This window comes from Bacillus sp. LK2, assembly GCF_001043575.1.
GTDB classification, from domain to species: Bacteria; Bacillota; Bacilli; order Bacillales; family Bacillaceae_G; genus Bacillus_A; species Bacillus_A paramycoides.
Genome location: NZ_LDUK01000015.1, coordinates 279,685 through 306,059, shown reverse-complemented (window position 1 = coordinate 306,059; position 26,375 = coordinate 279,685). Strand labels below are relative to the sequence as shown.

The following is a 26,375-nucleotide window of genomic DNA, read 5'->3' as shown; positions in this document are numbered from 1 at the left end:
TAAAGCAAAAAATTGAATTTGGATCAAAGTCAAAACTTATGTATTGAACAATCTCTAAAGAATTGGACATAAATTCTCAATTATTAAGTTCAGGATACAACTAATTTGTAAATAAGTTAACAAGAAAAAATTAAAAATGTTATTAGAAAGGAGTTATTATGATTTGCTATTTTCCAACTCCATATGAAAATGAGTTATTGTATAGTATTATAGCTCGTTATCATTATCACTCTGGACATAAATCTAAACGTGAAACGCTGCTAAAATTATTGGGAAGTGATGCAAAAAAATTTGACGTTGATGCTCCTAGTGGAGTTAATTTAATTGTAGAAAAACTAAAAGATATATCCAAAGGGTTAACGGCTGACTATTTTATAGAAAATCATTCTATATTACCTTTCCTTCGCCAATTTATAGAATCGAATTATTATCATAAAGTTTTACTTAAGGTCAAAGGACAATCTGGAGTTTCGTATGGTACGCGTATAATTCGAGAACTTGATGATGATGTAAAAAGAAAAGAACACATATATTTTTGTAAAAAATGTCTAAAAGATCAATTTGAAATGTATGGTGAAGGGTTCTGGAATAGATTTCATCAGGTGCCAGGGGTATTAGTTTGTACAAAACATAAAATTTGTTTAACCAAGCTCCCTAGATATAATCTTAAAAAGGCATGGAACCACTTTATTATACCAAATATTAATGATGTGCAATCAAGTATAGAAGAAATACAGGTCAGTAACAAATCACTTGAAATCTTACTAGCTATTGCTGAGGATATTGAATATGTATTTGGTCAGAAATTAACAGTTCACCCACATCATTATTATTATGATAAATACATGGAACTCTTAAAAATACATGGAATTTGTTATCCGATAACTAAAAGAAAATATTTGTTAGCAGAGAAGTTGCTAGATTTTTATCCTAAGGAAGTTTTAGAGTTATTAAATTCATATTTAAGTCTTGATAATCCTATATCTTGGATGCGATTTATTACTGAACCGAATAGAATTAAAAAATTACATCCAGTAAGGCATATATTAATAATGCGTTTGCTATGCGGTAGTGCGAGAGAATTCTATGAGAATAATTACATTTATCAACCATTTGGTTCAGGGCCGTGGACTTGTATGAATCCCTTAGCAGACCATTATTTAGAAAAAAGTGTAGAAACATTAGAAACTAATATACACAAGGCTTATAGAAGATTGCAGGGAGATTTTACTTGTAGTTGCGGATTCAAATATAGATTGATTTTACCTGAACAAACTCCTCTTGAGGTTACTAAATTTTCTATACGTATTATTGATAGGGGGGATTTATGGGACAATGAATTTCAAAAATTATTATCGGAAAATGTATCTATAACAGAAATCAGCCGAATTACAAAAATGAGCCGAAGTACAGTGAGAGAAATAAAAAAACGAATATTTAGTGGTAAACAAAATATAAATACTCGTTTTAAGAGAAGAACTAATGGGCTTTCCATGGAAGAAAAAACTCAAAAGTATAAAGAAGAGTGGAAAGTTATTTTTAAGAAAAATCCCAACCTAAATCGTACTCAACTAAAAGCATTACACCCGGTAGTATTCTACTGGATACAAAAATATGATAGTGCATGGTTAGAAAAACATATGCCACCTGCGGAATGGGGGCGTAAATACACTGATAATTACTATACAAAAATGGACAATAAGTTTTTGCAAATAGCTCAAAAAGCTATTACAAATTGGGCTTCATTTGAGAGCGAGAAGGGAGGGTTACAGAGAATTACGATAAATTCTCTTTTTATGCAAATAGGCATACATCATGACTTTATATCAAAAAAAGGGGAGAAATATCCTAAGTTAAGGACATTTGTAGATTCTGTTTTAGAAACTAGGGAGGATTTTCAGAAAAGGAGAATTAAACATTTATTAGATAATAAACTCAGTGCTGAAATAGTTACTGTTTCTAAAATAAAAACGTTAGCGAGTCTTTATAAGGGGCCATTGGTTCCAGAGGTTCATAACTATCTAGAAGAGCAAGTCAAATCGCATAATAGGTTACAGTGGGGCCTTGAAAAAGAATAATGTGGATGTAATGGATAAAAATTAATCGATGTTATTTTGTCTAAAAGAGATGTAAAATCTATAAAGATGTGGTCAGTTCTCTAATATAGGTTCAGTCAGCGTCTCAATTAAGGGTGGGGATCCACAATCTCTTGAATTTAATAGTATAACTATTTCATTTCTATCGTTATTAGTACAGAAATGATTCTAAACATTAATTTTTATTTAAAATATTGAGTCGAAATAAAAAAGTTCTTTACTTAAGGAAGTCTCGGAATTGATTGCAGTTATATTAATAAAAGATAAAAAAGTTGTTTAAAAATCCTTCTTTAACTAAACGGCAGGTTAGTTTTAATACGATGTTTGTTTTATCATTTAACCAAAGTGATAGAGGGTCGAAGAAAAGGCAGTAATAAAGAAGTGCTCCATATCGCGCAGCCACCACTTAGTCAATTATTAAAAAAGCTTGAAAATGATCTTGGCACAACTTTAATTCATCGATATCGTCAAAAATGGGAGCTTACAGAAACAGGTGAAATACTATACCAATATGCCAATCAAATACTAATGCAAATTCAAGATGTAAAGCAGCGAATTCAAGAAATTGAACAAGGTATAGAAGGAACAGTAAGTATCGGTGTATCGTCTACATGTTCGAATATGCTTATTGACTATGTTAGTATGTTTAGAACACGGTATCCAAATGTTAAAATAAATATAGTAACAGGAAATTCAGAAGAATTATTAAAAAGACTAGAACAAAGAGAAATTGATATTGCCTTACTTTTACGATTGGGCAATATTGAACAATATGAGATGAAAATATTAAAAAAACAACCAACCGCTGTGATTATTCCAACAAGTTGGGCAACATCGTTTTCATCACAGCATGTGACGATTGAACAGATTGCCCAGTTCCCATTCATTATGCTAGGAGCAATGGAAGGACTCTCCTTCAATGAAGACCTCTTCAAAGTGTTTGATGAACATCAAGTCAAGCCAAATATCATTATCGAGTGTAAAGATATAAGGATGGTTGTAGCACTTGTTAGTAGAGGACTAGGATTATCCGTTATTCCAAGTATGGATTACACATCACCATTTTTAGAACATACAACGCTTTTTGAATTGAAACAATTTGATTTTCATCTAGAGCCTGTAATAGTAAAATTAAAAGACCAACGAATTCCCAAAGTAGCATCTCAATTTTGGGAAATGGTTGATTAGAGGATGTGAACAAAGCAAAGATAGCCTTCAATTAAGTAATATAGACATCGTCCGAAAAATGTAGGTGAGTTTTAATTTTCAACTTAATGAGCAAGTTGTTTTATTAGAAAGTGCGCATCTTGTTCTGTTATTTCGATTGATATTATGCCGTTTCAAAAAATAACATATGTTATTTTTTACTCATCAGTTAGTAAACGAGTGTTATCATTTTTCGCAGAAATGATAGCACTTTTTTCTTTTTGTTAATTGCTTCTTTTTCATTCTTCCTCAGATAAAAATCGATGGTATTTCCTTCAGAATCCACGGCACGATACAGGTACATCCATTGACCTTTGACGTTTACAAATAAACATAGAGAAAAAATTTTGTTTTGGGGTATTTTCTTTTCTTAGCTTGATGGCGATGGAGGGCTCCCCTTTACTAATTAAAGTTTCATTTTATAAATGAATAAATACTATGTTTTATGAGGGAGCTGTTAAAAGGGTATCCTTTTTTTGTGTCAATTTTAAAAACTTATTTCACTATCTTAAATAATTTTGAACAAAATTTCATAAGCGTATTTACAATTGTTCAAGTCGGGGTTAGAATGAAGTTGTTAAAAGATATGGGGAGTGAAGAAAATGAACATTGCAAAGTTAATTGACCATACAGTTTTAAAACCAAATTCAACTAAAGAAGATGTTATGAAAGTAATCGAAGAAGCAAAGGAATATAAATTCGCTTCTGTTTGTATTAATCCTACATGGGTAAAGCTAGCGGCTGACGAATTAGCTGGACATGATGTAGACGTTTGTACTGTAATCGGTTTCCCATTAGGAGCAAGCACGACTGAAACAAAAGCATTCGAAACAAAAGATGCTATCGCAAAAGGTGCAACTGAAGTTGATATGGTAATCAATGTAGGTGCTTTAAAAGATGGCGACAACGAATTCGTTGAAAAAGACATTTATGAAGTAGTACAAGCAGCAAAAGGAAAAGCTCTTGTAAAAGTAATCATTGAAACTTGCCTTCTAACAGATGAAGAAAAAGTTCGTGCTTGTGAATTATCAGTAAAAGCTGGCGCTGATTTCGTAAAAACTTCAACTGGATTCTCAACTGGCGGAGCAACTGCTGAAGATATCGTATTAATGCGTAAAACAGTAGGACCAAACGTTGGTGTAAAAGCATCAGGTGGTGTTCGTACACGTGAAGATGCAGAAAAAATGATTGAAGCTGGAGCTTCTAGAATTGGCGCAAGTGCAAGTGTTGCAATCGTATTAGATGACAAAAAGGGCGTTTCAGATAATTATTAATCAATAAAAGCTAGAAAGAAATTGGGGAAAACCAGTTTTTTTGCCTAATTGTGAAAACGAATACATTTTAATGAAGAAATAAATTGTACAGATTACTCGATATGTGAAATGAGTAAGAATTTTAGTTCTTGACGGTTAACTAAATTAAAAAATAGAAATGGAGAGATTATAATATGACAACAGCTCATAATACCGCGAAAGTTGGAGAGATTGCAAAAACAGTTTTAATGCCAGGAGATCCGTTACGTGCGAAATATATTGCGGAAACATATCTAGAAAATCCAGTGCAGTTTAATAGTGTACGTAATATGTTTGGTTATACAGGAACTTATAAAGGAAAACAAATATCTGTAATGGGATCAGGTATGGGGATGGCAAGTATTGGAATATACTCATACGAATTATATAAATTTTATGATGTAGAAAATGTTATCCGTGTTGGTAGTGCAGGAGCTTATACAGAAGAACTAAACATACATGATATTGTGCTTGTAGATAGTGCATGGAGTGAATCAACATTTGCAAAGGCCCAAGCAGGAGTAAATGGTGATATTCAGCTTCCTAGTGAGTTATTAACGCAGAAAATTGAAGATACTGCAAATAGCATTCATTCTCCTATTGTTAGAGGTAGAATTCATTCAAGTGATGTATTTTATCATGAAACTAATGTTCCAAATCATGTTGATTTTTATAATGAACATAATTGTATTTGTACAGAAATGGAAAGCTATGCATTATTCCATACTGCAAGAATATTAGGAAAACAAGCGGCGTGTATACTAACTATCTCGGATTCTTTAGTAACCCATGAGCAAATTAGTGCTGAAGCAAGACAAACATCATTCGATAAAATGATGAAAATTGCATTAGAGGCTTGTTTGTAAAGTGTAGAAATATGAAATGTCAATACATGTAAGAGCATGTATTGACATTTATATTTTCGAAAATAGGAGCTAAATTCTTAGAGTAACTTTCTGTAGAGACAGAAAATTTTCATGTAGGGGATATATGAAAACCTTTGAATGGGTGGGCGATTTTTTGTTATTTGTGAAAACGTTTCCTTTTGAACGTTATAAGAAGGGGAAAATCGGTATAACTGTGTGCAAGGAAGCCTAAATAATGAAACAACAAATGTAGAAATTACTGAAACGATTCTTTGACAAAAGGATCAATTGATAGTTAAAGGGAGACAATTTCCTGAACAACAAGAAAAGAGGAATATAGCTATGTCTATCATTAATGAAGATGTGAGCATGAAGGAAACTCAAGAATATAGTGCTAAGAAAGCAGTACCCGTAATTTTACTGTTATTTCTATTATGTTTAGTAATTGACAATTCGTTTAAGATTATTTCTGTTGACATGGCAAAGGATTTTCAAATTTCAGTGACAACAGTTAGCTGGCAAGCAACATTAGCTGGTCTTGTAATTGGAATTGGGGCAGTGGTTTACGCAACTTTAGCGGATTCCGTTAGTATTAGAAAACTTTTTAGCATTGGTATTATTTTAATATGTGTCGGTTCAGCTATGGGGTATATTTTTCAACACTCATTTTTACTAGTTGTTATCTCAAGAGTTATCCAAACTGCCGGTCTAGCAGCAGCTGAAACTTTATACGTGATATTTGTAACAAAACATTTACCTGTAAATGAGCAAAAGAAATTTTTAGGATTAAGTACAAGCAGTTTTGCTCTTTCGCAGCTTATAGGGGCAGTAACTGGAGGTTATGTTTCGACGTATTTCCATTGGACAACGCTGTTCTTAGTTTCTTTTGTAACACTTTTCACTCTTCCTTTTATTTTAAAGTATCTTCCTAAGGAAGAAGCAAAAAACAGCAATATAGATGTAGTAGGATTAGTTCTAGTTGGAGCCATTTCAGCATCCTTACTACTATATATTACCGATTTCAATTGGATTTATCTTCTGATGTTTATTGTTGCAATTACCTTGTTCCTTACTTATATCAGCAAGAACTCAAAAGCTTTTATCGGAATATCATTCTTTCAAAATAAACAGTTTATCTCATTGCTTGGAGTTGCTTTTATAATTTACTCTGTACAGTTAGCATATATTTTCTTATTTCCATTTTTGCTTGAAAAGATTTATGGTTTGAAGCTAGATAGCATTTCACTATTATTGATTCCAGGCTATATAGCAGGTGCGATAGTCGGGGCTCTTTCTGGAAAAATTGCGAAGGTTTTGGGAAGCAAGCAATGTATTACAATCGCTATGTCTAGTATTATAGTCAGCTTACTATTAGGCGGATTCTTTGTAAAAACTTCTGTTGTTGTATTCATAATATCCATGATTTTATTCTCTAGTTCATTTGCATTCATGTATGCACCATTACTTGATTCTTGCATTGGTACGATTGAGAAAGAAAAAACAGGAACAGCAATCGGATTTTATAATTTAACACTTAGTGTCGCTATGTCAATCGGAATTGCCTATACAGCCGCAATGATGGACCATTCCGCAATGAGAACAAATTTCCTAGGGATTATAAGCAATCCAGATGCTTCCATGTTTAGTAACATCCTATTCATTCTCGCACTAATTACCCTTTTTAGTTTATCTCTGTACTGGGTATTAGTAGGACGAAAAGCGACAAAATAAATTTATAAAAACCTTAAAATGATTATTTCATGTTAGAATCCCATATCCCATTGCTATCAGGCTAAGCATTGGTGAAAGAAGGTTTACCTGATGTATACGCAGCTATTGATGCTTATACAATTAAGCCTGCCAAATCATTAGGTCTTGATAGTATAACTTATTCAATCGAGGTAGGAAAATCAGCTAAAGCTAATCTACTTTGTTTAGAGCATGGAGAAACTATCTAATTGAAAAAAGAGAGTGCCTTTTGGGAAAAGGGACTCTCTTTTCGTGTTTATATTATTGTAGCTTTGAAATAAAGGTTAATCAAAAATACCCCACAATCCAGCATTTTACAACAAAAATAAAGCATCCACTTTGAAAAAAGATTGATCCTTTGTTACTTATGTTGTTCAATAATAGTGCTCTTTAGTAGTATGTAAGAAGAATATCTCATGGGTTATTTACAAATAGTAGGGGAATATTTGACGATTACCAAAGTAGCATCTTAATTTTGGGAAATGGCTGATTAGGAGATGTGAACAAAGTAAAAATAGCCTTCAATCAAGTAATATAGACATCGTCCGAAAAATTGAGTCGGGATAAAAAAGTTCTTTACTTGAGGAAGTTTCAAAACTGACTGTAGCTATATAAATAAAAGATAAAAAAGTTCTTTACTAATTTGAAAAACGCAGTAATTACACTACTTATTAGTAAAGAACTTTTTTATACAAAGACAACAAACATTGATTTTAATATAAAGAAAACGATCTCGTTTTAAACAAAGTTTGATCAAAACAAGGTCACTTTTTAATAGTGATAAGTCTATTTTCACAAAAAAGATTGATCATTTTGTCTGCTATCTTCAACAAGCTTATGAGTATGTAAATGATAGCAAAGTCATCCTCATAGTGGTTATTGTGAAAAAGAATGAGATATATTGAAACAATGTTAGTAAGAATTCCACTGACATCAGTCAACTTGTCTCTTTCGAAGGCGATAATATTAAATATGGATTATACAAATATGTTCAAATCTCATCAATTTCTTGCACCAAAAATGCCTCTATTCATTCCCTTTCAAATTGAAAAATATCTTGATTGATCATTTGATGGAAGTATCTATCCATTTCTTCTGCTGAAACATTTTTTCTATTTTGTAACCACCATGCACTTAATGTTGTAATTACACCAGAATGGAATTCGATAATTAACTCAATTGGTACTGTATGATTATTACAAAGTCGATTTAATTCTTGTTTCTCCTGCTTCTTCATTTCATGAGTTTGATAATGCATAAATCTAATAAATTGTTCATCATCCATTTGTGACACTAATATTTTACCAATTTCTTTATGATGTAAAAATTGTTCCATCACTTGAAATGGTTTAGTTAATCGATCTAAAAGCGGGATGGTAAAATTCTCCTCGTAATATTGCTTAAATCCAGATGCCAATAACGCGTCTTTATCTTCAAAATGTTTATAAAATGTTGTTCGATGCACCATCGCACGATCGCAGATTTGGTTAATGGTAATAGAACTATATTTCTGTTTTGATTTTGTCAATAATTCAAATAAAGAATCCCATAATAATTTATGTGTACGCCTAATACGTAAATCTAGCTGTTCCTCATTACTTTTCATCTACAATTCTCCTTTTCTGTAGATTAATTATACAACTTTCGAAATATGACTCTCCCTTTTTAATCTACATATGTATATTATATTACACATACTCCTTAGTATACAAAGGTATTAAAAATAATCAATACAGGAGGGATTTTAAGGGGAGTATGTTTCTGGGTCAGACGAATTAGGTAGTCAAATTTTGTTCTATTGTACTTTGATTAGACAGGGAGGGATTTGCATGGAAAATAAAGTTATTTCAACTTCTGAAATTAAGGGTTTTAAAACTAAATCCGAAGAATTTGCTCCATTTTCTTGGTATAAAAAAATGCTGACGGAGCATCCAATTTACTATCATGCAGGCACGGATACTTGGAATGTTTTCAAATATGAAGACGTTAAGCGAGTTCTTACAGACTATGAACTATTTTCAAGTAAACGCTACCGTTCCATTTCCCAGATCGGAGCAGGCACAGAGGAAGGGAGCGTACCGGATCGCTTAAAGATTAATGAAACGGATCCACCGGAACATCGTAAGTCACGTTCTCTGCTTTCGGCTGCTTTCACCCCTAGAAGTCTCAAAGCTTGGGAGCCGCGTATTGAACAGATTATTAACGATTTGATTGCCGAAATGGGGGATAAGTCGGAGATCGACATTGTCAAAGATTTTACAACCCCTCTTCCGATCATAGTAATGGCCGATTTGCTTGGGGTTCCACATAAAGACAAGCTGCTGTTTAAGAAATGGGTCGATATATTGTTCATGCCGTTCAATAGTGAAAATGCCGAGGAGGTGGGTCAACAAAAGGCGAAGGCAGCGATGGAGTACTTTAATTATCTGTATCCGATTGTTGTGGAAAAAAGAAAACAGCTTTCAGACGACATTCTATCTGATTTGATTCAAGTTGAAATCGAAGGAGAAAAGTTTACGGATGAAGAAGTTGTTCGTGTGACTATGTTTCTTCTTGCGGCGGGTGTTGAAACAACAAGTCTTTTGTTGGCTAATTCATTCTACTCATTGCTATATGATGCTCCTAAACTTTACGAAGAACTAAGAATCAATATAAATCTCGTACCTAATTTTGTTGAGGAGATGCTGCGTTACCGTTTCCACGTTATTGCATTGGACCGTGAAGTGAAAGTAGACAACAATGTTCTAGGCGTTGAATTGAAGAGGGGTGATTTGGTGATCACTTGGAATAGCGCGGCAAACTTTGATGAGGATGTGTTCGAAGATCCATTTACTGTGAATATTCACCGGAAAAATAACAACCGGCATCAAACGTTTGGCAATGGGCCGCATTTCTGTCTCGGTGCGCCACTGGCGAGATTGGAAGCTAACAAAACGTTCAAAATTTTTATGGAAACATTTTCTCGCATTGAATCGGTTCCAGGCTTCAATTTGGAGGCAAGTTTACAGACCTCAGCTGCTGGGCAGGCTTTATCCAGCTTACTGCTGAAGGTTCACCGCTAGGCCAAGTTGTCCGGTAAATTGGGGTGTCCCAAAAGTCATCAAAAATGACGGAGGGACGCCCTTTCTTCGTTTTGAAAATGATTTCTAATCTTCTAATTCAAATCCAAAAATATCTTGATTGATCATTTGATGAAAGTATCGATCCATTTCTTCTGCTGAAACACTTTTTCTATTTTGTAACCACCATGCAATTAACCTTGCAGTGACACCCGAATAGAATTCGATAATTAACTCATTTGGTATCGTATGATTTTTACAAATTCGATTTAGCTCTTGATTCTCCAGTTTCTTTATTTCACGATTTTGATAATATAAACGGCTAATAAATTGCTCATCATCCATTTGTGACTCTAACATTTTACCAAGCTCTTTATGATGTAAGAATTGTTCCGTCACTTGAAACGGCTTAGTTAATCGATCGAAAAGTGGTATTTGAAGAACTTCCTCTTGAATTTTTTTAATTCCAACTGCCAATAAGGCATCTTTATCTTCAAAATGTTTATAAAATGTTGTTCGATGCACCATCGCACGATCACAGATTTGATTGATGGTAATGGAACTATATTTCTGTTTTGACTCTGTTATTAATTCAAATAAAGACTCCCACAATCATTTATGTGTACGTCTAATACGTAAATCCAGCTGCTCTTCATTATTTTTCATCTACACTTCTCCTTTTTTGTAGATTAATTATACAACTACTGAAAATTGATTCTCCCTTTTTAATATACATATGTATATTATATTACATGTGATCTTTTGTATACAAATGTATTAAAAATAAAGAAAGCAGAGAGAAAATTAATAAATGAATATGACGACTACAAGTAGCAAAATTGTAAATAACGAAGTTGGAGGCGATTAAAATAGCAAAGTATCTTTACAAATTAGGTAATTGGGCAGCAAGCCATGGGAAGGGTGTTATTTTTAGTACCCTAGGAATTTTAGTCATATTGGGAGTGCTAGCTGGAAGTTTAGGTTCTTCTTACACTGATAAGATAACGATTCCAGGTACACCAGCTGATAAGGCAAGTAAGTTGCTAGAAAAGGAATTCCCTGAATCTCAAAGCGCTGGTGCCCAAGTTAAAATAGTTTTTAAAGCACCAAAAGATCAGACATTAGATTCGGAACACATAAATAAAGTGATTACGGATACTCTGTCTGATATTCAAAAAGATGATTCAAATGTTGAATCAGTTGTACCCCCTATTCAACTAGGGAATTTAAACAAAGATAAGACCATAGGTTATGCTGTTGTAAATTACAAAGATGATGCTAAAGATATAAAGGAATCATCTAAGAAGAATGTATTAGACAAAATTAAACGGACTCGTGACGAGGGAATCCAAACAGAGTTAACCGGTGATGTGAAATTCACTGTATCTGAATCACATGGAGAATCGGAGGCTATTGGAATCATTATTGCCTTTGTGATTTTGGCGATTACCTTCACATCTTTGCTAGCAGCTGGGATGCCTATTATCACTGCTATGATAGGATTAGGAATTGGAATCCTTGGGGTGACGATAGGTTCCAATTATATTGAATTCCAGGATGTTACGCTTTCCTTGGCTACCATGTTAGGAATAGCCGTTGGAATTGATTATGCTCTATTTATTATGAATCGATTTAGACAACAGCTTGGCGAAGGGCATTCCGTCAAAGAGTCTATTGCTATAGCAACTGGTACTGCAGGAAGCGCTGTTGTTTTTGCTGGTATCACTGTAATAATTGGACTACTTGGATTATCTATCATGCAGGTTCCTTTTTTGACCATGATGGGAGTAGCAGCATCTATTAGTGTATTATGTGCTATATTGGTTTCCATCATTGTGCTGCCAGCCATACTAGGCATGGTAGGACATAGATTTCATCCTTCTAAAGGAAATAAATTACTGAAAAAAATTACAGGTGAAAAAGAAGGGAAAGTACCTTCGAATAAGTGGGGGGAATTTGTTACAAAACGTCCGTTAGTTATTTCTTTAGTGGCAATTGCATTACTTGCTGTCATTAGTATTCCCTTTTTCCATATGAACCTAGGACTGCCAGATGACGGGGATACCATGTCAAAAAATACAACGGAAAGAAAAGCATATGATCTCATGACAGAAGCGTATGGAAAAGGTGTTCACTCTACGCTAGTTGTGGCAGCAAAAGTAGATAGTAAAAAACAAGACCCACAAGAGACACAAAAAGCAGTAACGGAAATTACAAAAGAAATTAGTGAATTAAAGAATGTTAAGAGTGTAACGCCAGCTTTCCCTAATTCTTCAGGTGAAGTTTATATTATCACTGTGACCCCAAAATCGGGACCCAATGATATAAAAACAAAAGATCTTGTGAAGCATATTCGAGAAAAATCAGATACAACGAAAATAGAAAATGACATTGAGTTATTAGTTACTGGTACAACGGCAGTCAATATAGATATAGCGGAAAAGCTAAATGATGCATTACCTATATTTGCTGTGCTTGTAGTCGGACTGGCATATGTTCTTTTAGTGCTAGTATTTAGATCCATATTGATTCCTTTAAAAGCAGTCTTAGGCTTCCTGCTTTCCTTGATTGCAACACTAGGATTTGTCGTGTATGTTATTCAAGATGGAAATCTTCTAAGTTTATTTGGTTTCCCTTCTTCTAGTGCAGTTCTTGCCTTCTTGCCAATTCTTACAATCGGTATTCTTTTTGGATTAGCAATGGACTACGAAGTGTTTCTTGTAAGTCGTATGCGGGAAGTTTACACACATACAGGTAATCCAAAGGAAGCTGTGCTTGCAGGGATGAGAGACAGCGGAAGAGTCGTAACAGCAGCAGGATTAATCATGATAGCCGTATTTCTTGGCTTTATGCTTATGCCAGATCCAATTGTAAAGTCTATAGGTATGAGTCTAGCATTTGGAGTTCTATTTGATGCGTTTGTGGTTAGGATGACCATTGTTCCAGCTGTTATGACATTGATGGGAAAAGCAGCTTGGTATATGCCAAAATGGCTGGATAAGATTCTTCCAAATATAGATGTTGAAGGTGAATCTATCTTGCATAAATCAGAAAGTAAAGATAAAATTGCTGGATAAGCCGCTGTTTCCATTGTAAGGGTATCTTAATTGAATGGATTAACAGTATGAGTTGCGATAAATCAAACTTAGTATTTTACTTGGAGGCTAAAGAAACGAATAATGTATATGTTATCGTTGGTGTAACCTTTGAATAATCTTTGATTAAACTCATACTAATAACCTTGATAAACGAACAAAAGGAAAGAGAGTGTTTTATTGATTAAAACACTCTCTTAATATTTTCACTTCAATCTGAACCGAAACCCGAATAGTGGACACTTTAAAAAAAGTGGACCTATTGGGGTTCAGTTCATCCTTAATAATCCGATTTTTTTATTTCCGCCAAAAAGTTGAGCAGTCTGCCTTATCCAAAATATTAAACTCGATCATTTTCTCAAGTAATGAGAAATCAACCGGACTATCCCACTTGATACGTACCAACTGCTTGGTGTGATCCATAGCCAGCCTGCACAATTTCATCAGAAAAATGATCAATTCCTGCCTTTTCAGGGGCAACTGCCAGGTGATGTTTGGCTATGCTAAAACCAATAATAAATGTGCCATGATCGGTAAACATAGGCTGATTCCACGCAATTTTTGGCATTAAATTTGGAAATTCCTTAGTTATCCAATTCAAAACTTCTTCCGTTCGGTCCCGATGCCCAGGGTTATCAATACGCGCTAAATATTCTGCAAAAACCTCCATGTCATTCTATCCTAAAATAAAATTTTTTTTGAACGATGTAATTTTTCATGCCAATACGCCGTGACATCAATTGCACCATTCGCAACCTCACCCGTATCTTTGACGAGATACTTAAACACTCAGTTTGTAAGATTCTATTGCTAAGTTTTTTAAAATTTAAAGAATCTGGTTCAGAATCGCCAAATATTATGCAACAATATATAATTTCTGCAATTCATTGTACGTTGAAAAAACGCAGTTTGGTTGCAAACTCTGTTTTTGTTTATATAGGGCATGAGCCGCTTCGAAAACTTTGCAACAGAACCAACAAAAGAGCCCTAAATATCTAGGGCTCTTTTGAAAATCAATTTTATCTACTATTTTTTCTTGATTTTTATTTATTATATTTCTGAAGAAATATCTTGATCTTCTCGTAAGTAAATTGAGTATTCAAATTACCTGGTGATCCATCATAAACATGATCAGCTCTCGGAAGAAGGTAGAGCTCGTGAGGAACGTTATTCACTGAAAGTTCCGTATCCCAAATTTTAGCTTGTTCTGTTGGAACAATACGATCGCTCGTTCCTAAAAACGTAATAGTAGGTGGTGTGTGTTCTCCAATATAATTGATAGGAGAAAGCTTTTGATAACGATCAGAAAATTGTGAAGGTGTGCCCCCTATATACTCTTTCATAACATTTTGCACATAGCCCGGACTAGGGTTATTCTGATAAAACTTTGTCATATCTGCCGGTCCATAGAGATTAATTACAGTTCTAATAACTACCTGAGGTACATTGGTGGATGGTGGTAAAGTTGTGTCTCCCATACTATAAGCAGCAAGCATAGCAAGATTTCCACCTGCTGAATCACCCATTAAGTTTATTTTTTCAGGATCAATTTTGTAAGTATCCGCATGTTCTACTACCCAACCTATTGCTGATTTCACATCAGCTACCTCATCTTTCCATCCTGCATGAGGAGGCATGCGATATTCTATATCAAAAACAGTATATCCTAATTCACTTAACCATTGATTCCAATGAGGGGTATTCGCTCTACTTCCCTCAACCCATCCGCCTCCATGTACCTTTATAACAGCGGGGGTAAGTGTGTTTTTCAATTTTTCATTGGCGGGCCACATATCAAGCTTTAACTCAACGCCATCTGTAGTTTTTCCATATACGATATCTTTTGTAACCTTTGATGATAGTTCTGTTTTGTTAAAAAAGTGAGAGTAAAGAGATACTTGAACATTCTCTTTTTTAGCATAGTCCACCATTTTTATAATTGGCTCTACATTTAAAAAAATATATAGTAACAATAGCGGAATCAAAATGAATCGAGCGATTTTAACTTTCTTCCATGAAGCAAGTATTAATAGCACTATGATGAAAGATGTTAGAATTAATAAAAACCATGGAGTGCTCAATGCAAGCATTCCAAGGAAACCAGCTACACTAAGAGCATTAGTTGGATAAAAAATAGAATATACCATCATGGCAGTAAGAGGTATTAGTACCACTGAAAGGGCTGTTAATAGCCACTGAAAAAAACCTTTAGGGCGCCATGCGGTTAGTTGTTTTTGTTGTTTCTGTTTCATATTTCAAAGTTCCTCCATATTAAAGAGTATATTATATTTCCGACAACACATATTCTCCAAGAATTTTCACAAATCAAATGCATTTGTATACTAAAGTGTCACATGTAACATAATATACACATGTATATTAAAAGGGGAGAATCAATTTTCAGTAGTTGTATAATTAATCTACAAAAAAGGAGAAGTGTAGATGAAAAATAATAAGAGACAGCTATGTATTGATTAAAATCCTCTTTATAGACTAGATTACTTTCATTTTTATTACTCAAAGACTAATTTCTCTGTGTGAATTCTTTCAAAACATTAAGAAAGTCAGTTCTCTAATGTAGGTTCAGTCAGCGTCTCAATTAAGAGTGGGAATCCACAATCTCTTGAATTTAATAGTATGACTATTTCATTTCTATCGTTATTAGTACAGAAATGATTCTAAACATTAATTTTTATTTAAAATATTGAGTCGGAATAAAAAAGTTCTTTACTTGAGGAAGTTTCGAAACTGACTGTAGCTATATAAATAAAAGATAAAAAAGTTCTTTACTAATTTGAAAACGCAGTAATTACACTACTTATTAGTAAAGAACTTTTTTATACAAGGACAAAGGGGTTTCAACAAATAAAAAAGCATGACAATTTTATGTCATGCTTTTTTATTTTATAATTACAGACTTTTGTGTACTAATACTAAAAAATATTTAAAATAATTGTTTGAAAAGATGGTATTAAATAGGATGTTTATATTATCTTTATCATTTCTTTTATATAAAGGAAAAATAAAAAATTAGAAAATGAAAACAAGCAATTAAGAGAACAACTGAAAGTAACTTACACCGATGTTTATAAAAAGTTATAGAGCATTTCTTTGAATGAGGAATGCTTTATATTTTTTTCTTAAAACAAAATCTGCAATAAAAATATTATTTAAATTGATAAAAATTTATTGTAAAACGATAAAAAATATATTAGAATCAAAAACAGAATAAATAAGTGAGGTGCTTTTTATGGGAAAAGTAACAACGTTATTTTTAAAAATAGTTGTTATTCTTTTAGGGGTCCCAGTTCTTGCTCTGTGCATCTTTTTGGTGCCTGAGATGGCGAATCTTGCAGTAAAATTGCTTCCACAGTTTGCTTTTATACAATATCTCGTTTTCATTGCTTTTGATGCATCGGCTATACCTTTTTATTTTGCTTTGTATCAGGCTTTCAAACTCTTATGCTATATTGACAAAAATAAAGATTTCTCTGATTTATCTGTAAAAGTTTTAAAGAAAATCAAATACTGTGCCATCACAATCAGTATTTTGCATGTGCTAGTTTGGCCGCTCTTCTATATCTTTGCAGAAGTAGAAGACGCATCAGGAGTTATCTTTGTCGGATTGGTTGTTCCTTTTGCTTCGATGGTTATCGCAGTCTTTGCGGCTGTTCTTCAAAAACTTTTACAAGATGCAATTAATATCAAATCAGAAAATGATTTAACGGTCTGAGGTGAATAACAATGGCGAACCTTTCTATATTGAAAAATGGAAAGGCAAAAGCGATTCGATTAGCCACTTTAGAGGCAATTTGTAAGGCTTTAAAATGTCAGCCTGAAGATATTTTAGAATACAAAAGTGAAGAAGACAGTTAAATATTGTGGAGGAAACTTAAAATAACAATTATTAGGGGAGGTATAACTATGGACATTAACAATTTGATTATTGAAAATATTGATAAGCCTCATGAGTTGGAGAGAATGTATAGAAAAGACCCGAAAGCTTTTAAAAAGTCATTCTCACATGCATGGGAACAAAACCCTGATTCTCAGGTTCTTGGTGTTTGGTATGAAAGATTGCATTTCAAGGAGACAGCAAATACAGAAAAAACTTCCTTGCTTCAAAAAGGTTTCTTATTCATGGGTATTTTAGCTATTCTGGCCGGGATAAGTACCAGAATCATTTTCCACTTTGTCGAACAGGAAGCAATTGCTCCAATTAACCTGGCTTTTGGTATAATGCCCTTTATTGCTGCCTATTTTGTTTACAATAATATTCCGAAAAAAAGTGTTATTTATTCCCTTGCAGCGCTGTTCCTAATTTCCGGGTTTTATCTTAATATGTTGCCATTAAATTATAAAGATAGTATTATCCTTGCTTATTTACACCTTCCCATATTTTTATGGGTATTGGTAGGTCTTGCATTTACAGGAAATGAATATTCAAAAGGCAGTACAAGGTTAGCTTATATTAAATTTAATTTGGAATATTGTATTCTCTACGCCAGCATGGCAGTTAGCGGAATGGTACTAGCAGCATTAACAATGCAGTTATTTAGGTTTGTTGACTTGAATATAGAAGACTTCTATTTTAGTAATGTTGTTTTATTTGGTGCTGCCGCTCTTGCTATTGTGGCTACATATCTGGTATCAATGAATCTTAAACTTGCTAAGAATATTACACCATATATAGCTAAAATTTTTAGTCCTCTTGTCCTGATCACATTGTTGATCTATCTTATAACGGTTATATGTGTCGGAAAAAATCCATTCTTGGACCGCAATTTCCTGATAGTCTTCAACGGAATACTCCTTGGTGTATTGGCCGTTACCATATTTTCCATTATCGAGAGCGATTCAGACAAGAAAAAGAACATTTCAGATTATATAAATTTTGCCTTAATTGTTCTTGCGCTTATCATTGACAGTGTGGCTTTGTCAGCCATCGTGTTCAGACTTTCTTCTTATGGGATTACGCCTAATAGACTTGCTGTTTTAGGAGTAAACATACTTATCTGGGCAAACCTAATTTGGATTATGCTCTCCTATATGCGTTTTCTACAAAACAAATCCGGGCCTTTAACTATCCAAGATGCCGTTACTAAGTATTTGCCAATCTACGGACTTTGGGCAGCTTTCGTTACATTTACTTTTCCTATAATTTTTAATTAGAAAGGATCTGTTAATGTAACGAAAAGTTAATCTTCTATAACATATAAAATTTTTAGAGCCGATTGATTTATTATAATTGGTATTATTACGTTTGTAGTTTCGGTTATTTCATTTGTATTGATAAATAAGAAATAAGTGTTGTATGTAATCTTTCCATAATAAAAAACGTCCCATTTTGGGACGTTTTTTATTATGTGTATTGCTGGTTTTTCTTAATAAGCAACAACACTTGTGAAATACAAGCAAGTACTGGCAACTCAATCAACGGTCCAATAACAAGTGCAAGTGCGATAAGAGGCTCATCTGGAAAAGCGGTCACAGCAATAGCAAGTGCAACAGGCGAGTTTCTTGCTAACGTTGTTAAGCTTAGACTTACTGTATCTTTATAAGATAAATGCATGATGCGCCCGATAAATTGTCCTAGTAAAAAATTAATGATGAAGAACAATAGAACAGGAATCAGTAATAATAAAACGACATTCATATTTTGTAGTAAATATTTACCTTGTGATGCAAACATCGCTACAATTGCTAAACTTAAAAATACAATTTGAGCAGAGCTGAAAAATGGAATGATTTTATTCTCGAGTGCGTCAGCTTTTTTCATTTTATTCATAATGAATTTTGTAGCGTGTGCAAGTAAAAATGGTAAGACGATTACAATAACAATACTTTCTACTAAAACTGAAACCGCTACAGTCTTCATTACACCAGCAAATAAAAATAAATAAATTGGAAGCAGTAATACTTGTAAAATTAAATTTACGGGTAAAATGGCTGTAGAAAGTGCTACATTTCCTTTCGCTATTTCAGTAAATATTAAGTACCAATCTGTACATGGAGTAACCATCAACATTATAAATCCAACCCAAAGTGCTGGGTGGTCTGAAAGAAATAATGCACCTAATCCCCAAGCAAGGAAAGGTGTCCATAAAAAGTTAATGGTAAGGCTTGTTCCAGCAAATTTTAAATTGCGAAATCCATTTTTTATTTCTTTTAATGGGATGCTGAGGAATAATCCATATAGCATGAAAAATAAGGAGGGGACAATGAATTTGTCTGAATACGTATGTATGATATTAAATTGTCCGAGTGCGATGCCACATGTAACAGCAAAAAGAATAATAAAAGTTTGAATCTTTTCTATAGTGCTCATGAATAAATCCTTTCTATATATGAATTTTCCTCTCTAAGTTTATTATACAAGTAATAAAGATGTATTTGGTGTTCAATTGTATTTTAGTTAATGTTTTTAATTCGAGATTTTGTTTTTTATTAAAAGTTACTTGACTAAAGTAAGTGACTATATTACAATCACTTACATAAGGTAATTAAATAACGAAAAGTTGTAATAGCTTAACTTAAGGTATCTATTGGAACTTTTTCTTAGAATAAGAATTTTTATGATGATGAATAATGAATATGAAAAGAAAGATTAGGTGAAGAAAATGGGACTATTTAGCTCATTATTTGGTAAGAAAGAAGAAAATACGAATGTAGAGGAGAATAAAAAAATGTCAAAAGTATTATTTGTTAAAGCAAACGATCGTCCAGCGGAGCAAGCAATTAGTTCAAAAATGTATGAAACATTTGTAAGTACTTATAAGGAAGCAAATCCAAATACAGAAATTACGGAGTTAGATTTATTTGCATTAGATCTTCCTTATTACGGAAATATCGCTATTTCAGGTGGATATAAACGTAGTCAAGGAATGGAGCTAACAGCTGAAGAAGAGAAGGCCGTTGCTACAGTAGATAAATATTTAAATCAATTTTTAGAAGCTGATAAGGTTGTATTTGCGTTCCCATTATGGAACTTTACAGTGCCAGCACCATTAATCACGTATATTTCATACCTTTCTCAAGCTGGAAAAACATTTAAATATACAGCAAATGGTCCAGAAGGTTTAGCTGGAGATAAGAAAGCGGTTGTATTAGGTGCTCGTGGTTCAGATTATTCTTCAGAACAAATGGCTCCTATGGAAATGGCTGTTAACTATGTTACAAACGTACTTGGATTCTGGGGAATTACAAATCCAGAGACAGTAGTAATTGAAGGACACAATCAATATCCAGATCGTTCAAAGCAAATCATTGAAGAAGGATTAGAAAATGTTAAGAAAGTAGCTGCAAAATTTTAATTTAGGATAGCAAAAGAGAAAAACCAACATGGATGACCATGTTGGTTTTTTAGTCTAGTTTCTATGTTAAAAAATGTATATTTATAAAATAAAAGAAAAGTTTGAAAATAGTATTGCAAAATATTATATATCAAACTATAATGAGTTCAAGAATAGTTGATACTTAAATTAAATATTCAGAAAATTCAATTAGTTAAAATTGGAAATGAGATAAGGAATTTTGAATGGGGGTTTTATTATGACGAATAAAGTACCGTTTTCGTTCATAGTAGTTATCGGATTAATGTTATTTGCACTATTTTTTGGAGCAGGGAATTTAATTTTCCCAGCTATGCTTGGTCAATCAGCGGGGGAGAATGTATGGATTGCAAACGCTGGATTTTTAGTAACAGGAGTAGGATTGCCATTACTTGGTGTATTAGCATTTGGAATTTCAGGTAAAGACGATTTACAGTCATTAGCAAGTCGCGCTCATCCGGTATTTGGGATTGTGTTTACAACAGTTTTATACTTAGCGATCGGTCCGTTATTTGCAATACCAAGAACAGGGAACGTTTCTTATGAAATTGGTCTTAAGCCTTTTATGCCAGAGGGATTAGGTTCTACACCTTTAATTCTTTTTACAATTATATTCTTTAGCATCACTTGTTTTTTTTCGCTAAATCCTGCGAAAATTGTCGATATTGTTGGAAAAATATTAACGCCAATTAAATTAACATTCATCGGTATTTTAGTAATCGTTGCTTTTATTCATCCGATTGGAGATATGCAAGCACCAGTTGAAGGGTATACATCACATGCATTTTTTAAAGGATTCCAAGAAGGATACTTAACAATGGACACGCTTGCATCGTTCGTATTCGGGATCATTATCATTAATGCAATTAAAGAAAAAGGTGCGAAAACGAAAACACAAATTATGGTCGTTTGTGCAAAAGCAACAATCATTGCAGCATCTATCTTAGCAATGATTTATACAGCACTTTCTTATATGGGAGCTTCAAGTGTTGCGAAGCTTGGACATTTAGAAAATGGCGGAGAAGTATTAGCGAAAGTTTCGAACTACTATTTCGGATCATATGGTGGAATATTATTAGGATTAATGATTACAGTTGCTTGTTTAACAACTAGCGTTGGACTTGTATCAGCATGTTCTTCATTTTTCCATAAGTTATTCCCGCAAGTTCCTTACAAAGTAATTGCAATTACGCTATGTGTGTTTAGTGCTATTGTGGCGAATGTTGGATTAACGCAATTAATCTCAGTTTCTGTTCCTGTATTAACAGCGATTTACCCACTAGCAATCGTGTTGATTTTCTTAACATTCTTCCACTCGTTATTCAAAGGAAGAGCTGAAGTTTATCAAGTGAGTTTAATCGTAACGTTTATCATCAGTTTATTTGATGGATTAAGTGCAGCTGGAGTTAACATTGAAGTGGTAAGCCGAGTGTTCACTAAATTCCTTCCGATGCAGGAAGTAGGTTTAGGCTGGATCTTCCCAGCGATTATCGGTGGATTTATCGGGTATGGTATTAGCGTTTTAAAAGTGAAAAATCAAGTTCAACCAACAGCTAGAGCAAATAAAAAAATAGGTTAAACAAAAAAAGTTATAGAACTTGTTTCTATAACTTTTTTTGTTAATATTGATAAGGATAGAAAAAATAAAGTAGTAGGGGAAATAGAATGAAAAAAACAATTGATCATATCGGGATCGCAGTTCGTGATATAGATAGTACGATACGCTTTTATGAAAAAGTTTTGTTAGGAACTTTAATAGATCGATACGTAAGTGAAGCACCCGGTGTTGAAAGTGAAGTAGCCATTCTTGAAGTAGATGGTGATAGAATTGAATTACTTGCGCCGACGAATAATACAACTTCTCCAATAGCACGATTTATAAAGCAAAAAGGTAAAGGTGTTCATCACGTTGCCTATCGTGTCGATGATTTAGATGTAGCTTTAGAAGAGTTAAAAGAACAAGGTATTCGAACGTTAGAACATACACTTCGAATTAATAAACATGGTAGACGATTAATTTACCTTAACCCAGCGGATACAGAGGGAACGATTATTGAGTATTGTGATTATCCGGAAGAGAAATAAATGAAAAGGTGTTACGTAATAACGTAACACCTTTTTATTTATGTATTTCACACTTTCTTCACAAATGATTCACGATAACTTTTCTTCTTCGGAAACTTATATAAATATATTTTATGCTATAATAATAATTGACTTTAAAAATGTAAGTAGTATCCATGAAGGTAGCTACTATTATATTGGAAGTATAGAGGTGAGAAATAAATAGAGAGTAATACGGTATAGAACCTTATATTTAATCAGGTTAATATTTTATCGAAAAATAAAATTTAGAAAGTAAAAAGTAATGAAAGTGTAGTGACGAAAAAGAAAGAAGTGAAATGAGTGTGAAAGTAATAAGAAGGTTAGGGGCATGGGTATTAATAGCATGCGTGTGTATTATATTGATACCAAAAAGCGCATCTGCTCATGCGTATGTTGTGAAATCAAACCCTACGGAAAATGAAACGTTAAAGAAAGCGCCATCTGTTGTGAAAATTGAATTCGATGAGGATATACAAGTTTCACGATTTAATACATTGTTTGTAAGAGATTCCTCAGGTAAAAGAGTAGATTTAAAAGATGCTCATATAGATAAAAGTAATAAAAAATTATTAGAAGCTGGGTTAAAAGAGAATCTCAAAAATGGTCTCTACTCTGTTCAGTGGAAAGCTATTTCAGCTGATGGACATCCAATTCAAGGAGTTATTCCATTCCGTATTGGGTCAGCAGAAGCGGGAACAGATGATATAAAAGTAGAAGAGATGGGCTATGTTCCCAAAATCGATATGATTGTGGAACGCGGAATTTTATATACAAGTTTCTCACTATTTTTAGGAGTTCTATTCTTTAATCTTATTATTTATAAAGGGAAGGGAATTGAGGTTCAATCAAGGAGTAAGAAAGTAATATGGATATCATTATTTGGTATATTCATTAGTTTACTATTCAATTTACCATTGCAAGCGAAAATGAACGCTGATGTTTCATGGCTAGAAGCATTCGATCCTTTATTATTAAAAGAAACATTACAGTTATCTGTTTTTGGCTATGTATGGATCACTCAAATTGCTCTTATTAGTACGCTCATGATTGTTACATATTTTGCGATGAAACGTGAAAAGCTCTCGTCTTTTAAAGTATGGAGCATTCCACTTGTATTGTTCATTAGTTTACTTATAATGAAGGCCTTAAATAGTCACGCATATGGTTTAAAGTTTAAAGAAATTGCTATCGCTATGGATTTTCTACATTTATTTGCAGCTTCATTATGGATTGGTGGTCTGTCATCGATTATTCTTCTTTTGCGTAAAGAGGATGCCAAGTGGACTATGTATTGGGATGCGATTAAGCGTTTTTCACCATGGGCAACAGGTGCTGTCATTGTGATATTAATAACAGGTCTTTTTAATAGTACATTTTTTATTCCAACGATCCATTCGCTATTTGATACGAAGTATGGATTAGCCTTATTAACTAAGATACTTTTATTCGTTTGCATGGGGATATTGGGGATTTTTCATTATGTGAAAGGGAGAATGAGAGCTCAGAAAAGGTTAGGAGCTTCAGTGAAAGTAGAGTTTATTGTTGGGATTATCGTTTTCATAATCGTAGCCTTTATGACAAACGTACAAACACCACCGATGCCCCCTACTGGACCTTTTACAGAGAGTAAACAAGTAGATAATGGATATGAACTTACTTTACATGTAAGTCCTAATAAGGTAGGACAGAATACATTCCATATTAATGTAAAGGATGAGAATGGACAGCCTGTTACCGATATGGAACAAATCGTATTGACGACTCAATCATTAGATATGAATATGGGCAAAGGTTCATTTAAAGTTTCGGCAGTTTCACCGGGAGAATATGAAGCGGAAGGGATGTATATTAATATGACAGGAAACTGGAATATACATGTTCATGGATTAACAAAATCTCTTGATAGCTTCGATTTAGATTTTAAATTTATTGTAGGTGGCCGCTAGGAACTTCTTACTTATAGATAGTCAAAAAGGAGTTATAAGAAAATGAAACGTATAAAAAAATTAGGAACAACAGTGATAGCGACTATAATTGCAATGGGAATTTTTTCGTTACCTGTTAGTGCTCATGTAACCGTAAAACCAGTAACTTCTGACGTTAACTCTTGGGAGACTTACACAATAAAAGTACCCGTTGAAAAAAATGTAGCGACAACAAAAATCACACTGAAAATACCGTCTGGAGTTGAGTTTCAACAGTATGAGCCAGTGCCAGGATGGAAAGTAGAAGAACAAAAAGACGCAGCTGGAAAAGTTAAAACTGTAGTATGGGAAGCAACAGGAGAGGGGATTTTACCTGGTCAGTTTCAGCGATTTACTTTCGTTGCTAAAAATCCAGATAAAGAGCAAAAAATAGCTTGGGATGCATATCAACAATACAAAGACGGAGAAATTGTTGAATGGACAGGCGATGAGAAAGCTGAGAAGCCACATTCACTTACGACGATTACAAAAGGTACATCACTCACGGGAGAACATGGAGAAGTGTCTAGTGTGGAAAAGAATGAAGGTACAAGTAATATGCAAACAATAGCAATTGTCTTATCTATTTTAGCGATTGCATCATCGGTGGGTACGTGTATTTTTGTAGTACGTCGTAAAAAGTAAGATATAAGAAAGAGCCTACAAGCAGTAGGCTCTTTCTTATATCTATTTATTTCACTTCAACTTGCTGCCCTACAGTAAGTGTTTTCGGCTTTATATTTACAAAACAAATACTCACCACAATAAATAATAGTCCAATAAATAGGCTAATTGTAATGGCCTCATGTAAGAAAATTGAACTTACAATAATAGCGATAAGAGGGATAAGGAATGTATAAGCTCCAACTTTACTCGCTTCACCAGCTCCAACAAGTGTGAAGTAAGCAAGCCACCCCATTGCAATAACGAAGAATGAAATAAAGAGTAGTACACTTACAAAAGGTATACTCCAAGCGATGTTAGACCAACTTTCAAATTCTGAACCGAATCCGATTAAGCAAAATCCACCAATAATAAGTTGAAGTGTTACCATCCAAATGGCATTAACGCGGTGTCCAGTTTTCTTAATAAATACTGTGCCGAGTGCCCAGCCGATAGCGCATCCTAAAGCAAGTAGCACACCAATAATAGAAATATGTCCAGTTAAACTACTAGAGCTAATAACCCCTACACCAATAAATCCGAGAATAAGTCCGAAAACTTTCAAGCCATACATTGATTCTTCAAGCCAAATCCATGAGAAAATGCCGAGTAAGACTGGTTGGAGAAATACGATTGCGGAGAAGAGTCCGGCGGGCATATACTGAAGTCCGACAGTTTGTAGTCCGTAAAATAAAATGATATTGAGTAAAGATGAAATAAAGTATAAATGCCAAGTTTCTTTTAAATTTAATTGTTTGTATTTTGGTAATGCGAAAATAAGTAGGATAAATCCTCCTATTAATGTTCTAATCCCTGCAAAGAGTACGGGTGGTGTGTAATGCAGAGCAAATTTAGATAACGGCCAATTGATTCCCCACATAAAAACGAGAAAGGTAAGGATTATGGCCGTCTTAGTTCGAGAAAGCTGTGTCACTGTGAGACCTCCTT

The 26,375-nt window shown here is 33.7% G+C and carries 21 protein-coding genes and 4 pseudogenes; 17 read left to right on the top strand and 8 right to left on the bottom strand.

Annotated features, from left to right (window positions below):
• Positions 1-158 precede the first annotated feature (158 nt).
• Positions 159-2,078 (top strand): TnsD family Tn7-like transposition protein, encoded by a 1,920-nt coding sequence (locus VK90_RS11370; protein ID WP_048372818.1) that lies wholly within the window; start codon positions 159-161, stop codon positions 2,076-2,078.
• Between the two features lie 333 nt (positions 2,079-2,411).
• Positions 2,412-3,284, top strand: coding sequence for a LysR family transcriptional regulator (locus VK90_RS11365; protein WP_048372817.1), 873 nt, complete (start codon positions 2,412-2,414; stop codon positions 3,282-3,284).
• A 187-nt stretch (positions 3,285-3,471) separates the two neighbouring features.
• Here VK90_RS11365 and VK90_RS31090 read toward each other — a convergent pair.
• Positions 3,472-3,630 (bottom strand): annotated as a pseudogene (locus tag VK90_RS31090) (DDE-type integrase/transposase/recombinase); the annotation flags it as partial.
• Between the two features lie 274 nt (positions 3,631-3,904).
• Between VK90_RS31090 and deoC the strand changes: the two are divergent.
• The 4 genes from deoC to VK90_RS29830 all read left to right on the top strand — a co-directional run bounded on the left by deoC (position 3,905) and on the right by VK90_RS29830 (position 7,418).
• Positions 3,905-4,576, top strand: a complete 672-nt coding sequence (deoC, locus tag VK90_RS11360; protein ID WP_048372815.1) for a deoxyribose-phosphate aldolase — start codon at positions 3,905-3,907, stop codon at positions 4,574-4,576.
• A gap of 173 nt (positions 4,577-4,749) precedes the next feature.
• Positions 4,750-5,460 (top strand): purine-nucleoside phosphorylase, encoded by a 711-nt coding sequence (deoD, locus tag VK90_RS11355; protein WP_048372813.1) that lies wholly within the window; start codon positions 4,750-4,752, stop codon positions 5,458-5,460.
• A gap of 342 nt (positions 5,461-5,802) precedes the next feature.
• Entirely contained in the window at positions 5,803-7,191 is a 1,389-nt protein-coding gene (locus tag VK90_RS11350; protein WP_048372811.1) for an MFS transporter, read from the top strand.
• A gap of 71 nt (positions 7,192-7,262) precedes the next feature.
• Complete coding sequence (locus tag VK90_RS29830; protein ID WP_331457092.1) at positions 7,263-7,418, top strand: hypothetical protein; 156 nt, start codon at positions 7,263-7,265, stop codon at positions 7,416-7,418.
• A gap of 821 nt (positions 7,419-8,239) precedes the next feature.
• On the opposite strand, the gene VK90_RS11345 is transcribed toward VK90_RS29830, so the two are convergent.
• Positions 8,240-8,815 (bottom strand): TetR/AcrR family transcriptional regulator, encoded by a 576-nt coding sequence (locus VK90_RS11345; RefSeq protein ID WP_048372810.1) that lies wholly within the window; start codon positions 8,813-8,815, stop codon positions 8,240-8,242.
• 223 nt (positions 8,816-9,038) lie between these two features.
• Between VK90_RS11345 and VK90_RS11340 the strand changes: the two genes are divergently transcribed.
• A complete protein-coding gene (locus tag VK90_RS11340) occupies positions 9,039-10,271 on the top strand; it encodes a cytochrome P450 (protein WP_048372809.1) in 1,233 nt (410 codons plus the stop codon).
• A gap of 84 nt (positions 10,272-10,355) precedes the next feature.
• Here VK90_RS11340 and VK90_RS11335 read toward each other — a convergent pair whose 3' ends face one another.
• Positions 10,356-10,880 carry a TetR/AcrR family transcriptional regulator gene (locus VK90_RS11335; protein WP_231595855.1) on the bottom strand — a complete coding sequence of 175 codons (525 nt, stop codon included), beginning with the start codon at positions 10,878-10,880 and terminating at the stop codon, positions 10,356-10,358.
• Positions 10,881-11,137: 257 nt separating this feature from the next.
• Here VK90_RS11335 and VK90_RS11330 point away from each other — a divergent pair, with 257 nt between their 5' ends.
• Entirely contained in the window at positions 11,138-13,345 is a 2,208-nt protein-coding gene (locus VK90_RS11330) for an MMPL family transporter (protein WP_048372876.1), read from the top strand.
• Between the two features lie 315 nt (positions 13,346-13,660).
• On the opposite strand, the pseudogene VK90_RS11325 reads toward VK90_RS11330, so the two are convergent.
• From VK90_RS11325 to VK90_RS11320, 3 genes and pseudogenes are all read right to left on the bottom strand, one after another.
• Positions 13,661-14,033 (bottom strand): annotated as a pseudogene (locus tag VK90_RS11325) (iron chaperone).
• A gap of 186 nt (positions 14,034-14,219) precedes the next feature.
• Positions 14,220-14,327, bottom strand: a pseudogene (locus VK90_RS30680) (IS6 family transposase); the annotation flags it as partial.
• 79 nt (positions 14,328-14,406) lie between these two features.
• Positions 14,407-15,615, bottom strand: coding sequence for an alpha/beta hydrolase fold domain-containing protein (locus VK90_RS11320; protein ID WP_048372808.1), 1,209 nt, complete (start codon positions 15,613-15,615; stop codon positions 14,407-14,409).
• Between the two features lie 763 nt (positions 15,616-16,378).
• Between VK90_RS11320 and VK90_RS30675 the strand changes: the two are divergent.
• The 4 genes and pseudogenes from VK90_RS30675 to VK90_RS11310 form a co-directional block, all read left to right on the top strand.
• Positions 16,379-16,465: pseudogene (locus VK90_RS30675) on the top strand (DUF6262 family protein); the annotation flags it as partial.
• A 148-nt stretch (positions 16,466-16,613) separates the two neighbouring features.
• A complete protein-coding gene (locus tag VK90_RS11315) occupies positions 16,614-17,096 on the top strand; it encodes a DUF2975 domain-containing protein (protein WP_048372807.1) in 483 nt (160 codons plus the stop codon).
• Positions 17,097-17,107: 11 nt separating this feature from the next.
• Positions 17,108-17,239, top strand: a complete 132-nt coding sequence (locus VK90_RS28465; protein ID WP_082147879.1) for a helix-turn-helix domain-containing protein — start codon at positions 17,108-17,110, stop codon at positions 17,237-17,239.
• Positions 17,240-17,287: 48 nt separating this feature from the next.
• Positions 17,288-18,535 carry a DUF4153 domain-containing protein gene (locus VK90_RS11310; RefSeq protein WP_048372805.1) on the top strand — a complete coding sequence of 416 codons (1,248 nt, stop codon included), beginning with the start codon at positions 17,288-17,290 and terminating at the stop codon, positions 18,533-18,535.
• Positions 18,536-18,725: 190 nt separating this feature from the next.
• On the opposite strand, the gene VK90_RS11305 is transcribed toward VK90_RS11310, so the two are convergent.
• The gene (locus VK90_RS11305; protein ID WP_048372803.1) at positions 18,726-19,691 is read right to left on the bottom strand and encodes an arsenic resistance protein; all 966 of its coding nucleotides are present in this window, start codon (positions 19,689-19,691) and stop codon (positions 18,726-18,728) included.
• Between the two features lie 292 nt (positions 19,692-19,983).
• Here VK90_RS11305 and VK90_RS11300 point away from each other — a divergent pair, with 292 nt between their 5' ends.
• The 5 genes from VK90_RS11300 (at position 19,984) to VK90_RS11280 (ending at position 25,409) form a co-directional block, all read left to right on the top strand.
• Positions 19,984-20,676, top strand: a complete 693-nt coding sequence (locus tag VK90_RS11300) for an FMN-dependent NADH-azoreductase (protein WP_048372798.1) — start codon at positions 19,984-19,986, stop codon at positions 20,674-20,676.
• 238 nt (positions 20,677-20,914) lie between these two features.
• Positions 20,915-22,273 carry a branched-chain amino acid transport system II carrier protein gene (brnQ, locus tag VK90_RS11295; protein ID WP_048372796.1) on the top strand — a complete coding sequence of 453 codons (1,359 nt, stop codon included), beginning with the start codon at positions 20,915-20,917 and terminating at the stop codon, positions 22,271-22,273.
• An 86-nt stretch (positions 22,274-22,359) separates the two neighbouring features.
• Positions 22,360-22,779, top strand: coding sequence for a VOC family protein (locus VK90_RS11290; protein ID WP_000750833.1), 420 nt, complete (start codon positions 22,360-22,362; stop codon positions 22,777-22,779).
• Between the two features lie 317 nt (positions 22,780-23,096).
• Entirely contained in the window at positions 23,097-24,746 is a 1,650-nt protein-coding gene (locus VK90_RS11285) for a copper resistance CopC/CopD family protein (protein ID WP_048372794.1), read from the top strand.
• A 42-nt stretch (positions 24,747-24,788) separates the two neighbouring features.
• Positions 24,789-25,409 (top strand): YcnI family copper-binding membrane protein, encoded by a 621-nt coding sequence (locus tag VK90_RS11280; protein WP_048372793.1) that lies wholly within the window; start codon positions 24,789-24,791, stop codon positions 25,407-25,409.
• Positions 25,410-25,455: 46 nt separating this feature from the next.
• On the opposite strand, the gene VK90_RS11275 is transcribed toward VK90_RS11280, so the two are convergent.
• Positions 25,456-26,361, bottom strand: coding sequence for a DMT family transporter (locus VK90_RS11275; protein WP_048372792.1), 906 nt, complete (start codon positions 26,359-26,361; stop codon positions 25,456-25,458).
• Positions 26,362-26,375: the final 14 nt, after the last annotated feature.

Bases quoted from the DNA above. Each gene is read 5' to 3' on its own strand.
- VK90_RS11370 (WP_048372818.1), top strand. From the start codon at position 159: ATGATTTGCTATTTTCCAACTCCATATGAAAATGAGTTATTGTATAGT.
- deoC (WP_048372815.1), top strand. From the start codon at position 3,905: ATGAACATTGCAAAGTTAATTGACCATACAGTTTTAAAACCAAATTCA.
- deoD (WP_048372813.1), top strand. From the start codon at position 4,750: ATGACAACAGCTCATAATACCGCGAAAGTTGGAGAGATTGCAAAAACA.
- VK90_RS11350 (WP_048372811.1), top strand. From the start codon at position 5,803: ATGTCTATCATTAATGAAGATGTGAGCATGAAGGAAACTCAAGAATAT.
- VK90_RS11345 (WP_048372810.1), bottom strand. From the start codon at position 8,815: ATGAAAAGTAATGAGGAACAGCTAGATTTACGTATTAGGCGTACACAT.
- VK90_RS11340 (WP_048372809.1), top strand. From the start codon at position 9,039: ATGGAAAATAAAGTTATTTCAACTTCTGAAATTAAGGGTTTTAAAACT.
- VK90_RS11320 (WP_048372808.1), bottom strand. From the start codon at position 15,615: ATGAAACAGAAACAACAAAAACAACTAACCGCATGGCGCCCTAAAGGT.
- VK90_RS11315 (WP_048372807.1), top strand. From the start codon at position 16,614: ATGGGAAAAGTAACAACGTTATTTTTAAAAATAGTTGTTATTCTTTTA.
- VK90_RS28465 (WP_082147879.1), top strand. From the start codon at position 17,108: ATGGCGAACCTTTCTATATTGAAAAATGGAAAGGCAAAAGCGATTCGA.
- VK90_RS11310 (WP_048372805.1), top strand. From the start codon at position 17,288: ATGGACATTAACAATTTGATTATTGAAAATATTGATAAGCCTCATGAG.
- VK90_RS11305 (WP_048372803.1), bottom strand. From the start codon at position 19,691: ATGAGCACTATAGAAAAGATTCAAACTTTTATTATTCTTTTTGCTGTT.
- VK90_RS11300 (WP_048372798.1), top strand. From the start codon at position 19,984: ATGGGACTATTTAGCTCATTATTTGGTAAGAAAGAAGAAAATACGAAT.
- brnQ (WP_048372796.1), top strand. From the start codon at position 20,915: ATGACGAATAAAGTACCGTTTTCGTTCATAGTAGTTATCGGATTAATG.
- VK90_RS11290 (WP_000750833.1), top strand. From the start codon at position 22,360: ATGAAAAAAACAATTGATCATATCGGGATCGCAGTTCGTGATATAGAT.
- VK90_RS11285 (WP_048372794.1), top strand. From the start codon at position 23,097: ATGAGTGTGAAAGTAATAAGAAGGTTAGGGGCATGGGTATTAATAGCA.
- VK90_RS11280 (WP_048372793.1), top strand. From the start codon at position 24,789: ATGAAACGTATAAAAAAATTAGGAACAACAGTGATAGCGACTATAATT.